This is a genomic window from Mycolicibacter hiberniae (assembly GCF_010729485.1).
Classification (GTDB): domain Bacteria; phylum Actinomycetota; class Actinomycetes; order Mycobacteriales; family Mycobacteriaceae; genus Mycobacterium; species Mycobacterium hiberniae.
Genome location: NZ_AP022609.1, coordinates 4,183,620 through 4,199,155, shown reverse-complemented (window position 1 = coordinate 4,199,155; position 15,536 = coordinate 4,183,620). Strand labels below are relative to the sequence as shown.

At 69.6% G+C, this 15,536-nt stretch carries 13 protein-coding genes and 1 riboswitch; of the genes, 9 read left to right on the top strand and 4 right to left on the bottom strand.

Going from position 1 to position 15,536, the window contains the following annotated elements; translation table 11 throughout:
* Window positions 1-46 precede the first annotated feature (46 nt).
* Window positions 47-355, bottom strand: a complete 309-nt coding sequence (locus G6N14_RS19565; RefSeq protein WP_019735830.1) for a nucleoid-associated protein NapA — start codon at window positions 353-355, stop codon at window positions 47-49.
* Between the two features lie 283 nt (window positions 356-638).
* On the opposite strand from G6N14_RS19565, the gene G6N14_RS19560 reads away from it, so the two are divergent.
* From G6N14_RS19560 to G6N14_RS19535, 6 genes are all read left to right on the top strand, one after another.
* Window positions 639-1,232, top strand: coding sequence for a peptide deformylase (locus G6N14_RS19560; RefSeq protein ID WP_085136461.1), 594 nt, complete (start codon window positions 639-641; stop codon window positions 1,230-1,232).
* A gap of 11 nt (window positions 1,233-1,243) precedes the next feature.
* Window positions 1,244-2,164, top strand: a complete 921-nt coding sequence (locus G6N14_RS19555; RefSeq protein ID WP_085136460.1) for an N-acetylglutamate synthase, CG3035 family — start codon at window positions 1,244-1,246, stop codon at window positions 2,162-2,164.
* A gap of 37 nt (window positions 2,165-2,201) precedes the next feature.
* Window positions 2,202-3,005: an exodeoxyribonuclease III gene (locus tag G6N14_RS19550; RefSeq protein ID WP_085136734.1), complete on the top strand. Its 804-nt coding sequence runs from the start codon at window positions 2,202-2,204 to the stop codon at window positions 3,003-3,005.
* A 106-nt stretch (window positions 3,006-3,111) separates the two neighbouring features.
* Window positions 3,112-3,648, top strand: coding sequence for a hypothetical protein (locus G6N14_RS20595; RefSeq protein WP_085136459.1), 537 nt, complete (start codon window positions 3,112-3,114; stop codon window positions 3,646-3,648).
* 10 nt (window positions 3,649-3,658) lie between these two features.
* Window positions 3,659-8,137: a cation-translocating P-type ATPase gene (locus G6N14_RS19540; protein WP_085136458.1), complete on the top strand. Its 4,479-nt coding sequence runs from the start codon at window positions 3,659-3,661 to the stop codon at window positions 8,135-8,137.
* Window positions 8,134-8,409 carry a hypothetical protein gene (locus G6N14_RS19535; RefSeq protein ID WP_085136457.1) on the top strand — a complete coding sequence of 92 codons (276 nt, stop codon included), beginning with the start codon at window positions 8,134-8,136 and terminating at the stop codon, window positions 8,407-8,409. The genes G6N14_RS19540 and G6N14_RS19535 overlap by 4 nt, the downstream gene beginning before the upstream one ends.
* Window positions 8,410-8,435: 26 nt before the next feature.
* Here G6N14_RS19535 and G6N14_RS19530 read toward each other — a convergent pair whose 3' ends face one another.
* Complete coding sequence (locus G6N14_RS19530) at window positions 8,436-8,630, bottom strand: Rv1535 family protein (protein WP_085136456.1); 195 nt, start codon at window positions 8,628-8,630, stop codon at window positions 8,436-8,438.
* Between the two features lie 227 nt (window positions 8,631-8,857).
* Window positions 8,858-9,025: riboswitch (M-box (ykoK) riboswitch) on the bottom strand.
* 147 nt (window positions 9,026-9,172) lie between these two features.
* Complete coding sequence (locus tag G6N14_RS19525; RefSeq protein ID WP_085136455.1) at window positions 9,173-10,939, bottom strand: MFS transporter; 1,767 nt, start codon at window positions 10,937-10,939, stop codon at window positions 9,173-9,175.
* Between the two features lie 260 nt (window positions 10,940-11,199).
* Here G6N14_RS19525 and thiC point away from each other — a divergent pair, with 260 nt between their 5' ends.
* The 3 genes from thiC to G6N14_RS19510 are packed head-to-tail and all read left to right on the top strand — an operon-like array spanning window position 11,200 to window position 14,314.
* Complete coding sequence (gene thiC, locus G6N14_RS19520; RefSeq protein WP_085136733.1) at window positions 11,200-12,843, top strand: phosphomethylpyrimidine synthase ThiC; 1,644 nt, start codon at window positions 11,200-11,202, stop codon at window positions 12,841-12,843.
* A complete protein-coding gene (gene thiD / locus G6N14_RS19515; RefSeq protein WP_085136454.1) occupies window positions 12,843-13,682 on the top strand; it encodes a bifunctional hydroxymethylpyrimidine kinase/phosphomethylpyrimidine kinase in 840 nt (279 codons plus the stop codon). Before thiC ends, thiD begins: the two co-directional genes overlap by 1 nt.
* Window positions 13,679-14,314 (top strand): alpha/beta hydrolase family protein, encoded by a 636-nt coding sequence (locus tag G6N14_RS19510; protein WP_085136453.1) that lies wholly within the window; start codon window positions 13,679-13,681, stop codon window positions 14,312-14,314. Before thiD ends, G6N14_RS19510 begins: the two co-directional genes overlap by 4 nt.
* Here G6N14_RS19510 and G6N14_RS19505 read toward each other — a convergent pair whose 3' ends face one another.
* Window positions 14,315-15,316, bottom strand: coding sequence for a beta-ketoacyl-ACP synthase III (locus G6N14_RS19505; RefSeq protein WP_085136452.1), 1,002 nt, complete (start codon window positions 15,314-15,316; stop codon window positions 14,315-14,317).
* Window positions 15,317-15,536 lie beyond the last annotated feature (220 nt).

The window sequence follows — 15,536 nt, the reverse complement described above, 5'->3', positions numbered from 1 at the left end:
GCGGGCCATGACCTATAAACGCCCAGCAATCAAGGTGGTCGCGCGATCAGGTGATGTCGAAACCGAGGCGGCGCGCGGCACGTGCCTTCTGTCGGCTGGAGCGCAGCCGACGCAGGCGTTTGACCAGCATCGGGTCGGCGGCCAGCGCCTCAGGCCGGTCGACAAGCGCGTTGAGGACTTGGTAGTAGCGCGTGGCCGACAACGCGAAGCGCTCCTTGATGGCCTCCTCTTTGGCGCCCGCGTACTTCCACCAGTCTCGTTCGAAGGCCAGGATGTCGTGTTCGCGACGGCTCAGACCGTCGGTGGGTTCCGAATCGTCCCCTGACCGATTCGCCTGCGCCATGGCGCCGTCCATATCGTTTCCTGGGCCCTTCCGGAAAGTCTCTCGCTGCAACGTTCGCTTATTTTCGGCGGCGTGTCCTGAGCGAATATTGAATCACGGCAAGCCGTGTTGAACGGGGAGCCCGCTTGGCGAGTCGCCGTGGCCGCTGCAGTTGACCGGCGGCGGCACCAACCCGGCGGTCCCAGCTTCGCCTCTCCTCCGTCGAGCCTCGCTAAACCGCCCACCAACCCGGCGGTCCCAGCTTCGCCTCTCCTCCGTCGAGCCTCGCTAAACCGCCCACCTAAGATTTGCGGTCATGGCCGTCCTACCCATCCGCATTGTGGGCGATCCCGTCCTGCACACCCCCACCAGCCCGGTGCCCGTCGCCGACGACGGCTCGCTGCCGGCCGACTTGGGCGACTTGATCACCACGATGTTCGAGACCATGGACGCCGCGAACGGTGTGGGCTTGGCGGCCAATCAGATCGGCGTGGGCCTGCGGCTCTTCGTCTACGACTGCGCCGACGACCGACGGTCGACCACGCGGCGCCGCGGCGTGGTCATCAACCCGGTGCTGGAGACCTCGGAGCGGCCCGAGACCATGCCCGACCCCGACGAGGACGACGAAGGCTGCCTGTCGGTTCCCGGCGAATCGTTTCCGACCGGCCGAGCCGAATGGGCGCGAGTCACGGGTCTGGACGGTGACGGCAACCCGGTCACTCTGGAGGGCACCGGGTTGTTCGCCCGGATGTTGCAGCACGAGACCGGCCACCTCGACGGACTGCTCTACCTGGACATGCTGGTGGGCCGGTACGCCCGCGGCGCGAAGCGGACGGTCAAGGCCAACGGCTGGGGTGTCCCCGGCCTGTCGTGGACGCCGGGCGACGTACCCGATCCGTTCGGTCACTGATTGAGCCGGCGATGAGCCCGCCGCCCGAACTGCCCGAAGTCGGAACGCGGGTGAGCCTGCGTTATCTGCGGCCACCCGGTTCGCAGCCCCCGATGGGCGACGTGATCGGGCATCTGGAGCAGACCGGGCCGCTGGTGCGGGTTCGCTCGGCCGACGGCGCGCTCCACGACTGCCGGCACGCCGATGTGTTGTACGTGCGGCGGCTGACCGACCGGCCGGTGAAGAACTCGGCGATCCGCTCCGTCGAGCACGCCGCCGCGCTGGCCTGGCCGGGCAGCGAACACCAATGGCTCGACGGCTGGCTGCTGCGGGCCGGGCCGGGCGCCGACCTGGCCGCCAATTCGGCTGTGCCACTCGACATGTTCGCCCACCTGAACACCGCGGCAGCGATCATCGACTGGTACGCCCAGCGGGGCCTGCCGCCCTACCTGGCGGTGCCGGAGCGGCTGCTCCGGATGTCGCCGGACCTTCCGGCCCGGCATGAGACCCGCACCATGGTGGGCGACATCGCGACCGCGACGGCCCCGGACGGTGTGGTGTTGGCCGCCGCGCCCGGCACCGACTGGCTCGCGGTCTACCGCACCGACGACGCGGCGGCACCGCTGCAGGTGCTGACCGCGGTGGCCGGCGGCGAGGTGGTCTTCGCCACGATCCCGGGGGTGGCGGTTGGGCGGGGCGCGGTCACCGACGGGCCCGATGGAACGCGCTGGCTGGGGCTGACAGCGCTGCGGGTGAGCGCGGACCGGCGCCGGCAGGGCCACGGCCGCGCAGTCTGCGACGCATTGCGGTCCTGGGGGGCCGAACGTGGCGCCACCCGCGGTTACGTCCAGGTGCCCAGCTCCGACACCCGCGCGTTCACGTTCTTCGAGGCGGCGGGGTTCGCCGGCCAGCACCGCACCCGCTACATCGACGCCCGCACCGCGCGGCCCTGACCCGGCGCCCGCGTTCTAGGGTGGCTGCGTGACTGCGCTGCGACTGGCCACCTGGAACGTCAATTCCATCCGCACCCGCGTGGACCGGGTGACCGACTGGCTGGCCCGCGCTGAGGTCGACGTGCTGGCCATGCAGGAGACCAAGTGCACCGACGCGCAGTTTCCGACCCTGCCGTTCCACCAACTGGGCTACGAGGTGGCCCATGTCGGCGCCAACCAGTGGAATGGGGTGGCGATCGCCTCGCGGGTCGGTCTGGACGACGTCGAAATCGGGTTTCCCGGCCAGCCGGCGTGGGGCAAGGCCGACGCCGATCCCGCCGTGGAGGCGCGGGCGTTGGGCGCCACCTGCGGCGGAGTGCGGGTGTGGAGCCTCTACGTCCCCAACGGCCGCACCCTGGCCGACCCGCACTACGCCTACAAACTGGATTGGCTTGCCGCACTGCGGGACACCGCGGCGGGTTGGCTGCGCGACGATCCGTCGGCGCCGATCGCCCTGGCGGGTGACTGGAACATCGCGCCGCAGGACGACGACGTCTGGAGCATGGAGTTCTTCGAGGGAGCGACACACGTCTCCGAACCGGAGCGCAAGGCGTTCCAGGCGATCACCGACGCGCAGTTCCTGGACGTGGTGCGGCCCTTCACGCCCGGACCCGGTGTCTACACCTACTGGGATTACACCCAGCTGCGGTTCCCGAAGAAGCAGGGCATGCGCATCGATTTCATTCTGGGCTCACCGGCGCTGGCGACGCGCGTCACGCACGCCGAGATCGTCCGCGAGGAACGCAAGGGCAAGTCACCGAGCGATCACGCCCCTGTGCTGGTGGACATCCGGCGGGATTGAGCGGGCGCGGTTCTATGAATTCCGTGTGGATTTCGGCCCGATTCCCGAATCGCGCATAGGATAGGCGGATTAACCAATTTGCTCATTCGAAGGGCAGGGAATTCCCATGAACGCCGTCGCAGGGACGGTACAAAAGGTGGCCGGAGCGGCGAACCGCGCGGTCACCATGACCACTGAGGCTGCCGGAGCGATCGGCGGAGCCGCAATCAACGGGGCGATCGGCGGTGTGAAGGGGGCAGCCAGCGGTGTGCAACAGGGGCTGCGTTCCGGCAGCCACTCGACCGCCGCGGCGGGACTGACCTTGGGCGCGCTCGGTGTGGCCGGACTGGTCGAGTGGCCGGTGCTGGTGGCGGTGGGCGGCACCGCGCTGGTGCTCAGGCAACTGACCAACCGGTCGCATGACGGGCAGGCTCCCGCCGCGCCGGCACGGTCGTTGAAGGTGGCGCAAGCGCCGAAGTCGGCGGCGAAGCCCGCGGCCAAGCCGGCCGCGAAGCCAGCGGCGAAGTCCGTGGCCAAGCCGGTGGAGAAGTCGGCTGCCAAGCCGACCGGCGCGTCCACGCGGTCGCGTCGAAGCCCGGCTCCGAAGAAGACGGCGGCCCGGCAGACGCGCAGCACTGCCGCCGGCAACCGCACTCGCCACTAGACGGGTCCGAGTGAATTCAGGCCGTGCCGACAGGCGCTCTCTCCCGCTGCGTGCAGCAAACTTCGGTGCTCAACTCACATCGGCGCTGATCGACGCCTCGACTCAGACCGCCGGCCTCATCGGTGCTGTGGCGACCGGCCAGGGCGCCCAGGTGCTGTCCCGGCGGTGCTTCCGCGGCGAGGGCCGGGCCTGGGTCGAGATCCGGGGCCTCGACGGTCCGGCCGGGGCCGAACTGGCGACAGCCGTCCTCGACGCAGCCCGCGCTCTGCCCGGTGTCGTCTCCGTCCGGTTGAACCAGCCCTTGTCGCGGCTGGTGGTCGGGCTCGAATCCGGTGGCATCGGCGTCGTCTCGATGAGTGAACTGTGCGAGGTGGTCGCCGAGACCGAACACCGATTCCGCCCGGCGAAAACCAGCGGGCAGGCCCCCGTCAGCCTGCCCGGCGACGGATTGACCCAAGCGCTGCGCGCCCTGACCGTCGGCGCCAACGTCGTCGGGCTGGGGGCGGCGACGGTGGGCCAGCTGCTGCGCCTGCCGGGCCTGCCCCTCGGCCTGGAGGCCGGGGTGGTGGTCATCGACTACCAGCCTCGGATCCGCCGGGTGCTGGAGGACAGGATCGGCAAACAGGCGACCGATGCCCTGCTGGCACTGGCCAGCGCCGGCGTACACACCCTCAACCAGGCGCCCACCGCGCTGGCGGTCGACCTGTCGGTGGAGGCGATGCGCGCCGGGGAGGAACGCGCTGAGGCACGGGCCTGGCGCCGCCGTGAACCGGCGCTCGCCGACCACGCCGAGCAGCCGGCGATCGACGTCCCTGAGCGCCCGGCGCCGCGGCCCCCGGGGCCGGTGGAACGCCACCTGACGCGCAGCGCCTTTGCGCAAGTCCTCGGCGCCGGCGTGATCGGCGCGGCAACCAGGAATCCCGATCTGGCCGGAACGGCCGCGGCGGTGACCGCGCCGAAGGCCACCCGCACCGCCCGCGAATCGTTCGCCGCGACCCTGGGCCGAGGTCTGGCCGATCGGCACGACACCGTGGTGCTGCGACCGGGCAGCCTGCGTGAGCTCGACCGCGTCGACACTGTGATCATCGACCCCCGGGTGCTCTGCGGGGAGGACCTGCGGGTGATGCACGTGCGCGGCGCCGACGACGACGAACTGCGCGCCGTGTGGGCACAGGCGCAGGCACGGCTGAGCGACCCCGAACTCCAGGCCGGATGGCATCCGATCGGCCCACGCCCCGGCGTGGAGGCATCGTTCCAGCCCGCGCTGCTGCCGCTGGCATCGGCGTTGGTGACCGAGGCCCGCCGTGCCGACGTCGAGGTGGTCTCGGTAGAGGCCGAGGTGCTCGGCGAGCTGCGGCCGATCTTCGACGAGATCCGGTCTCTGGACGGGGTGTCCATAGACCTGGCACTGCTGGCCGCGGTAGAGGCCTACCAGGCCGACGGTCACGACGTCGCGGTGCTGTCCTCGGTGGCCGTGGAAGCTCTGGCGGCCGCTGACGTGGCGCTGGGCGTGGCGCCGGACGGGGGCGCGCCGCCATGGTGCGCCGACGTGTTGCTGACCGACCTGGCTGCAGCCTGGCGCGTGCTGCACGCCTTGCCCGCCGCCCGCTCTGCCAGCCACCGTGGAGTCGAAATCTCCACGGGCGCAACTGCATTGGGCTCACTGCTGCTGCTGCCCGGCGTGCGCGGCAGCGGGCCGGGACCGGTGATCACCGGCGCGGCCGCGGGCGCAGTGTCGGGTTACTGGCTGGCGCGGCGTGCCGTGGACGCCGCAGTGCCGCGGCCGGCGCCGGCGCACGAATGGCATGCGATGTCGGTCGAGCAGGTCCGGGCGGCGCTGCCTGCGCCGGAGGCACCGGAGCCGGAACAAAGCCATGCGCCGCCCGCCGCTGCAGCTGCCCGTGCCGCCGTGGACTTGGCACGCCGCGGGGCGCAGAAGACCGCGCCACCCCGGTTGCTGCTGCAGTTCGCCCAGGCCGTGCGCAGCGAGCTGTCCGACCCGATCACCCCGGTGCTGGCGCTGGGGGCCGCGGCCAGCGCGGTGCTGGGCTCCCCCGTCGACGCGATTCTGGTCGGTTCGGTCCTGAGCGGCAATGCGATGCTGGCGGCCGCGCAGCGCCTCATCGCCGAGCGCCGGCTCCACGTCCTGCTGAACGAACAGGTGCCGCCGGCCCGCAAGGTGCTGCCCGACGGCAGCCATTGCGAGATTCCGGCTGAGGAACTGCGTCTGGGCGACGTGATCGAAGTGCACGCCCACGAGGTGGTACCCGCCGACGGCCGGTTGATCGAGGCGATCGACCTGGAGGTCGACGAATCCTCGCTGACCGGGGAGTCGCTGACGGTGGTCAAGCAGGTCGAGGCCACGCCAGGCGCCGATTTGGCCGAACGCGAATGCATGATCTACGCCGGGACCACCGTGGTGACCGGAACCGCGTTGGCGCTGGTGACCGCCGTCGGCGGCGACACCCACGGGCGACGGGCGGCCGACCTGGTGGCCGGCGAACAGTCGGCGGTCGGACTTCAGCATCAGCTGAGCCTGCTCACCAGTAAGGCGTGGCGGATCAGCCTGGCCGGCGGCGCCCTGGTGACCGGCCTGGGCACGGCCCGCCGGATCGGGCTGCGTCAGGCGGTGGCCAGCGGCATCGCTGTCAGCGTCGCAGCCATCCCCGAGGGGCTCCCCCTGGTGGCCACCCTGTCACAGCAGGCATCGGCCCGCCGGTTGACCAAAGCCGGGGTGCTGGTGCGTGTGCCGCGCTCGGTGGAGGCGCTTGGCCGGGTGGACGTGGTCTGCTTCGACAAGACCGGCACCTTGAGCCGGAACCGGTTGCGGGTGTCGCAGGTACACCCCGCGTCCGGTTTCAGCGACGAGGACGTGCTGCGGTTCGCGGCCAGCGCGGCCCCGGTGCCCAACGGAGCCCGCCAGGTGCACGCCACCGACACCGCCATCGTGGAGGGCGCCGCCAAGGCTGGCGTCGTCATCGGCGCATCCGAGGGGCCCGTCTCGCACCTGCCGTTCCGTTCCGGGCGCCCGTACTCGGCGTCGGTGCGGGGAACCGAACTGACCCTCAAGGGTGCGCCCGAGGTGGTGCTGGCCTGCACCGGGGCCGGTCCGGCGATCAAGAAGTCGGTCGCTGCCCTGGCCGCCGACGGCCTGCGGGTGATCGCGGTGGCCCGGCGTGAGCTGACCGCCGCCCAACGTGCGGCGCTGGGCGAGGATCCGGAGCCCGAGGAGATCGCCGAATACTGCCACGACGGACTGACCTTCGTCGGTCTGCTCGGACTGTCCGACACCCCGCGTGACGAGTCCGCCGAACTGCTCGCCGACCTGCGGCGCCGCCAGATCCCGGTGCGGCTCATCACCGGCGACCACCCGCTGACCGCCACGGCGATCGCCCGGGAAATGGGCCTGGAGGTAGCCGACGATCAGGTGATCAGCGGGGCCCAGTGGGATGCGCTGTCCCGCAAAGGCCAGGAACAGGCGGTCAACGAGCGTGTCGTGTTCGCCCGGATGTCTCCGGAGAACAAGGTGCAGATCGTCCAGACGCTGGAGCGCGCCGGCAAGGTGTCGGCGATGGTCGGCGACGGCGCCAACGACGCCGCGGCGATCCGAGCCGCCACCGTCGGGATCGCGGTGGTGGCGCACGGCAGCGAGTCGGCCAGCACCGCTGCCGATGTGGTTCTGCTCGATGAGCGGATTGACACCCTGCTGGACGCGCTGGACGAGGGCCGCGAGCTGTGGCAGCGGGTCCAGGCCGCGGTGGCGGTGCTGCTGGGCGGGAACGCCGGCGAGGTGGCGTTCGCGATCATCGGCAGTGCGTTGACCGGTCGGTCACCGCTCAACGCCCGCCAGCTGCTGCTGGTCAACATGCTGACCGACGCCCTTCCGGCCACCGCACTGGCGGTCAGCTCGCTCAACGAACAGGCCGCCCACGGCGGACACGGCCCCGACGAGCGCGCGCTGTGGCGCACGGTGGCGGTGCGCGGCGTGACGACAGCATCTGCCGCGGTGGCCGCGTGGGGACTGGCCTCGGTCACCGGGCGTCCGCAGCGGGCTTCCACGGTGGCGCTGGTGTCGCTGGTGGCCACCCAGTTGGGGCAGACGTTGCTGGACTCGCGTGATCCCCTGGTGGTGGCGACCGCTGTCGGCTCGCTCGGGGTGATGGGGACGCTGATCACCATCCCGGGTATCAGTCAGCTGCTGGGCTGTACCCCGATCGGCCCGTTGGGCTGGTCGCAGGCACTGGGCACCGCGACAGTCGCCACCTTCGGGGCAGCCGTGGTGCCCCGGCTGCTGTCGGGCGTGCAGGACAACGCCGCCAAGCCCCGGGAGTTCATCGTTCCCGGACCGCGGCAGCCCGACCACCCGCAACCGGCCAACGGTCAGGCGGCGCCGCGACTGCGGCTTGTGCACAATGAGGACACTGACTCCCGCCGCGCGCCGGTCGCGGCCCGATCATCCGGCGATACGTCGCCCCCAGGAGGTTCATGATGGCGGACACGCCGCGGCGCAGCGCATCGCAGAGCGAGGCAGTTGCCCGTATTCGCGAGGCGGAGGGGTTCGCCGTCGACTTGCCGGTGATCGGCAAGGTGGCTGTGCCGCGGCCGGAGCAGTTGGCCTACTACGGCGGGCTGGCCCTGCTGGCCGCTTTCGAGATCATCGACTGGCCGGTGGCCGTGGCGGTGGCTGCCGGCCACATCCTGGCCAGCAACCACCGCAGCGAGGTGCTCGAACAGATCGGCGAGGCCCTGGAAGAGGCCTGACGCCGCGGCCGACGCGTGAGCGCGGCTCAGTCGTTGACCGTCAGCACGCCGACGCGCCACAGGAATGCGTACATCTGGTGCAGCGGACCGCTGAGCAGCCGAGTGGTCACGTCGACCACCGGGTCCGATGCGGGCGCGGCGGGACGGCGGTCCAGCTTCTTGGCCATGCTGACAGCAGGCGAAGCCGGAGCCGTGATGTCGGTGTAAGCGATTGCAACCATGATGGCCTCCTTGTCGCGTAACGGCGCTACGCGCTCAGCTGGAGGCCGGTAGGGGCTCAGCTGGAGGCGGTATGCGACCGTTCGGCTGGGGACGGAACAGACGTCAGATATCGGCTCGGACTATCACCGGAACTCATTCGTCCCTCACCTCCTCTCGGTCGCGGGCGCGCACCAGCGCGCCGGATTCACCGCATGCTCAGGGAGGCTGCTCCGACTACTGTCGGGAGACCGCACCCCTCTCGTCAGAGCTTTGGCACTGCACGGCGTGTCCCATTCGGGAAGCCACTTGGGCTCAACCCTTAAGCCGGGAGGAGCTGTCCTGACCCGGGGCGTCTTTCGACGTTCGGGGTCAGTGGCCTGTGTCCGTGCAGACGCCTCACCTAGCGAGGTGCTTGCACTGTCCATAGTGCACGACGCACCAGGCTCGGTCAACTCGACATCGGCGTGTCTCGGCACACCGTTGCCCAACCGACACCCCGGCGTTGCACCTGCGGTATTCCGGGTGCCCCACCGGTCGCTATTGCGGGTCGCCCCACGCCGTTTCAGCTTGGCAGGCGCACCGGTTCGAGGGCGTAGCGGCCGGGGGTGCGCAACGATGCGAGCGTCCCGAGCAGCATCATCAGCGCAGCGGCGGTGAAGACCACACCCAGCCCGGTGTGGACCGGTCCGGAGATCAACTGCGGGAAGAAGCTCTGGCCCGTCAGGGTGGCGGCGTCGACGCCGGGCTGCCCCAGCGCTCCGGACGGCCCCAGCAGTTCGGCGATCGGGTTGTAGCCCAAAAACGCCGCGAACAGGCTGCCCACCGGCGGGGTGTCGGCCAGCTGCTCGGCGACACCCGCGGGCACCCCCTGCTGCTGGAGCCCGGCATTCAGAGCCGCCGGCAGCGTATTGGCCAAGCCGACCACCATCAGCGAGAAGAAGATCCCGATCGACAGCGACGTGCCGGCGTTGAAGAAGGTTGCCCGCACACCTGAGGCTGCGCCACGCTGAGCGGCCGGCACGCTGGACATGATGACGGCGCTGTTGGGCGCGGTGAAGATCCCGCCGCCCAGCCCGTTGAGGAACACCAGCGCCGCGAACACCCGGTAGTCGAAGTCCACCGGAAGCAGCACCAGCCCCACGAACGTGGCCATCATCAGCACCATGCCGCCGACGGTGAACGGACGGGCACCACGGCGGTCCGCCAGCGAACCGGCCACCGGACCGGCCAGCAGGAACCCGACGGTCATCGGCAGCAGATAGATGCCCGACCACAACGGGGTCGATTCATAGCTGTAGCCGTGCAGCGGTAGCCAGATGCCCTGCAGCCAGATGATCAGCATGAACTGCAGGCCGCCGCGACCGATCGCCGCCAACAGCCCGGCCGCGTTGGCCATGCCGAACGCCGGAACGGCGAACAGGCGTACGTCGAGCAGGGGCGCGGCAACCCGAAGCTCGATGACACAGAAGAGCACCAGCAGCGCCACGCCCACTACCAGCGCACCCAGTACGACGGGACTCGTCCAACTGGTCGGCGCAGACCCGTGCGGCTGAATGCTGTAGGTGATGGCCGTCAGCACCACCGTCAGCCCCAGTCCCAGCGTCACGGTGCCCGCCCAGTCCAACTTCGCCCGCGCCGTCTCACCGAGCTCGTGCAGGGAACGCATCGACCAGACGGTGCCCAGCACGCCGATCGGCACCCCCACCCAGAACACCGCACGCCAGTCCCATTCGGAGAGGACGCCGCCGATCAGCAGACCGACGAAGGAGCCGGTGACCGCGGCCACCTGGTTGACCCCCAGGGCCATGCCGCGCTGATTGGCCGGGAACGCGTCGGTGATGATCGCCGACGACGACGCCATCAGCATCGCCCCGCCGATGCCCTGCACCACCCGCCACCCGATCAGCCACTGGGCGCCGCGGCCCATGTCGAAGGGGTCGATCGACAGCGCTATCGCCGCGGCGGTGAAGACCACGAAACCCAGGTTGTAGATCCGCACCCGGCCGAACATGTCGCCGAGCCGGCCGAAGAACACCACCAGCACCGCCGAAGCCAGCAGATAGCCCATCAGCATCCACAGCAGATAGCTGACGTTCGCCGGTTCCAGCGGGTTCAGGCCGATCCCGCGGAAGATGGCCGGCATCGAGATCAGCACGATCGAGCCGTTGATGGTGGCCAGCAGTACGCCCAATGTGGTGTTGGACAGCGCGATCCACTTGTATCGGGGGTGATCGCGGTCCAAGCGCAGGCGGCGACCGGCGGTGGCATCTTCGGCGCCGGCGCCCGGGTCCCCGGCGCCGAGGCCCTCCCGCTCGATCTGCGCCGTCATGAGTCTCCCAGCTCCCTATTCCCTGGGCGCATATATTAGCTAAGCAAATGATCAGTTGCCTAATCCCCGGCCGGCTTCCTCGCTCAGCACCCAGCACAGCGTCTTACGCCGGCTGCCCGGCTGCGATAGCGTGGCAGGTGCACGGATCGCAGTGCACACACCACACAACCGCGGGAGCGCAACCGGTGCGCTGAGAGGACGGCCCGAGCCGTCGACCGTACGAACCTGACCGGGTAATTCCGGCAAGGGAGAGGAAGATCATGACTGATGTCGCAGTCCAGCCGCAGGTGACCACCGGGCCCATCCCCTACAGCGAGAAGGTCTACCGGGAGATCGAAGCCCCCGGCGGCGTAGTCATGAAGGTGCCGTTTCGGCGGATCAACCTGACCACCGGTGAGCATTTCGACGTCTACGACACCTCGGGGCCCTACACCGACGCTCATGCCGACATCGACCTGCACCGAGGCCTGCCCCCGCGCCCGGGTGTGGTGCGGAATCGGGGCACCCAGCTGCAGCGCGCCCAAGCCGGCGAGATCACCGCTGAGATGGCCTTCATCGCCGCCCGCGAGGGCTTTCCCGCCGAGATGGTTCGCGACGAGGTGGCCCGCGGGCGGGCGGTGATCCCGGCCAACCACAACCACCCCGAGCTGGAGCCGATGATCATCGGCAAGGCGTTCAAGGTGAAGATCAACGCCAACATCGGCAATTCGGCGGTCACCAGCTCGATCGCCGAAGAGGTGGACAAGCTGGTGTGGGCGACCCGCTGGGGCGCCGACAACGTCATGGACCTGTCCACCGGAAAGGACATCCACGAGACCCGCGAGTGGATTTTGCGCAACTCGCCGGTGCCGATCGGGACCGTGCCGATCTACCAGGCCTTGGAGAAGGTCAACGGCGACCCGACCAAACTGACCTGGGAGCTGTACCGCGACACCGTGATCGAGCAGTGCGAACAGGGCGTGGACTACATGACCGTGCACGCCGGGGTACTGCTGCGCTATGTACCACTGACCGCCAAGCGGGTCACCGGGATCGTGTCGCGCGGCGGTTCGATCATGGCGGCGTGGTGCCTGTCGCGGCATCAGGAGTCGTTCCTGTACACCCACTTCGAGGAACTGGCCGACATTCTGGCCAGCTACGACGTGACGTTCTCCCTCGGCGACGGGCTGCGGCCCGGTTCGATTGCCGACGCCAACGACGAAGCCCAGTTCGCCGAGCTGCGCACCCTGGGTGAGCTGACCAAGATCGCCAAATCCCGCGGCGCACAGGTGATGATCGAGGGCCCGGGCCACGTCCCGATGCACAAGATCGTCGAGAACGTCCGGCTGGAAGAGGAATGGTGCGACGAGGCGCCGTTCTACACGCTGGGACCGCTGGCCACCGACATCGCACCGGCCTACGACCACATCACCTCGGCGATCGGCGCCGCCATCATCGCCCAGGCCGGCACCGCGATGCTGTGCTACGTCACCCCCAAGGAGCACCTGGGCCTGCCCGACCGCAAGGACGTCAAGGACGGGGTGATCGCCTACAAGATCGCCGCGCACGCCGCCGACCTGGCCAAGGGACACCCGCACGCCCAGGAGCGTGACAACGCACTGTCGAAGGCGCGCTTCGAGTTCCGGTGGTATGACCAGTTCGCACTGTCCCTGGACCCCGACACCGCACGCGAGTACCACGACGAGACCCTGCCCGCCGAGCCGGCAAAGTCCGCACACTTCTGCTCGATGTGCGGCCCGAAGTTCTGCTCCATGCGCATCAGCCAGGATGTCCGCGACTACGCCAGCGAGCACGGGCTGGAGTCTCAGGAGGACATCGACGCCGCCATCCAGCAGGGCATGGCCGAGAAGTCAGCCGAGTTCGCCGACCACGGCAACCGGGTGTACCTGCCCATCTCCTCCTAGTGGGGTTTTTGCCGCTGGCCCCGCCCGGGGCCACACCGGTGCGCATCCTCACCGTGGCCGGATCGGATTCCGGCGGCGGAGCCGGCATACAGGCCGACATGCGTACCTGTGCGCTGCTCGGGGTTCACGCCTGCGTCGCGGTGTCCGCGGTGACCGTCCAAAACACCGTGGGAGTCAAAAGCTTTCATGAGGTGCCGCCGGACACCGTCGCCGCCCAGATCGCCGCGGTGGTGCCCGACATCGGAATCCAGGCCGCCAAGACCGGCATGCTGGCCTCCGCGCCGATCATCACCGCGGTGGCCGACACCTGGCGGGAACTGGGCATGACGGTCCCCCTGGTGGTCGATCCGGTGTCGGCGTCCATGCACGGCGATGCACTGCTGGCCGAATCGGCATTGGATGCGCTGCGCGACAAGCTTTTTCCCTTGGCAACTCTGGTCACTCCCAACCTGCACGAGGTGCGGCTGCTGGTCGGCATCGAGGTAGTGGACGCCGCCTCCCAACGTGCGGCAGCACGCGCGCTGCATGCGCTGGGGCCGCAGTGGGCACTGGTCAAAGGGGGGCATCTGCCGTCGGCGCAGCACAGCCCGGACCTGCTCTATGACGGCACCGATTTCCTGGAGTTCCCCGGCCCACGGGTGGCCACCGCCGACGACCACGGTGCCGGCGACACGCTGGCAGCGGCCGCAGCGGCCGCGCTGGCCCATGGGTTCGGCGTTGTCGACGCGGTGGCGTTCGCCAAACGCTGGGTGACCGAGTGCCTGCGCGCCGCATACCCGCTGGGCCGCGGGCACGGCCCCGTCTCACCGTTGTTCCGCCTGGGGCTCCACGGCTCATGAGCTGCGAAGAACTGCCGGAACTGGCCGGGGTCGCCCATCACCCGGCCGGCACACCCACCGGCGTGGTGGCGCTGACCCACGGCGCCGGGGGCGACCGGGATTCACCGATGCTGCAGCGGCTGTGCGACGAATGGTCTCGCCGCGGATTCCTGGCGATCCGCTACAACCTGCCGTTCCGGCGACGCCGCCCCAAAGGCCCTCCGTCGGGGTCGGGTGCCGGGGATCGAGACGGTATCACCGAGGCGATCGGATACGCCCGTGCCCTGGCCGACGGTCCGCTGATCGTCGGCGGTCATTCCTACGGCGGCCGGCAGACCTCGATGGTGGTGGCCGCCGGCGACGCACGCGTCGACCTGCTGACGCTGTTCTCCTATCCGCTACACCCACCGGGAAAGCCGGAGCGCACCCGCACCGAGCATCTGCCCGAGATCGGCGTACCGACGGTGTTCACGCACGGCAGCTCCGACAGCTTCGGCACCTGCGCGGAGATCCGCGCCGCCGCCGCGCTCATGCCCGCGCCGCACGACGTCGTCGAGATCACCGGCGCCCGCCACGATCTGGCATCCAAGACCCTGGACGTCCCGGCGCTGGCGGTCGACGCGGCGCTGCGACTGCTGGGCGAAACCCGCTGATCAGGGCAGCGTGACGACGCTGGCCGCGTAGCTCAGACCCGATCCGTATCCCAGCAGCAGGGCCAGGTCGCCGGACTTGGCGAGGCCACCGGCCAGCAGCTGCTCCATCGCCAGCGGGATGGATGCCGCCGAGGTGTTGCCGCTGTTCTCGATGTCGTTGGCGACAACCACGTCGGGACGAAGCTCAAGGCTCTTGGCGATCAGCGCGTTGATCCGGGAGTTGGCCTGGTGGGGAATGAAGACATCGATGTCGTGGGCCTGCAGTCCGGCCGCCGCAATGGCGCGCTGCCCCACCCCGCTCATCTCGTAGGCCGCCCAGCGGAATACCGCATTGCCGTCCATGCGCAGGTACGGCCGGGGACCGTGCGGCTGCTCGGTGTAGCTGATCCAGTCGATGTCCTGGCGAATCGCTTCGCAGTTCTCGCCATCGCTGCCCCAGACCGTCGGTCCGATGCCATTACCCGTCGTCTCGCCGACCACGACCGCACCGGCGCCATCCCCGAAGATGAAGCAGTTCGAGCGATCGTCCATGTCGATGGTCCGGGAAAGCACCTCAGAGCCGATGACCACAGCGGTGTCGATAGTGCGGCCGCGCAACAGATCCGCTGCCACCCCGAGGGCATATCCGAACCCCGCACAGCCGGTGGCCACGTCGAAGGCGGGGACGCCTTTCGCGCCCAGGGCGACTGCGACCGCGGGCGCACACGACGGCGTCTGCCGGAAGTTGGTACTGGTCGCCACGATCACCGCGCCGACCCCGGACCCGTCGACACCGGCCTGAGACAGCGCCCCGCGGCCGGCCTCGACGGCCAGGCTCAGCGTCGTGTCGGTGTCCCCGGCGAAGCGGCGCGTCTTGATCCCGGTCCGGGAATAGACCCATTCGTCGGAGGAGTCGATACGCGCGCATATCTCGTCATTGGTGACCACCCGGGCCGGGCGAGCAGCCCCGACGCCGAGCAGACCGATCGATCTGGATGCCGCAGGGTGGCGAATTTCGCTCAACAGGACGTCTCTCGGTGGTAGGCAACAGCTGAATCAAGCGCCTAACCATAACGGCCCTTACAGGCCGTCACGTCCACCGGTACGCCGCCGGCAGCGGTACACGCCCGTGCCCCGCCTTAGCACCGCATCGCGGCCACCGGGGGTCGGCCACCGTAATTTTCATGAGTATGGAGCAGTTCGACGTCGTCATCGTGGGTGCGGGCTTCGGAGGATGGTTGTG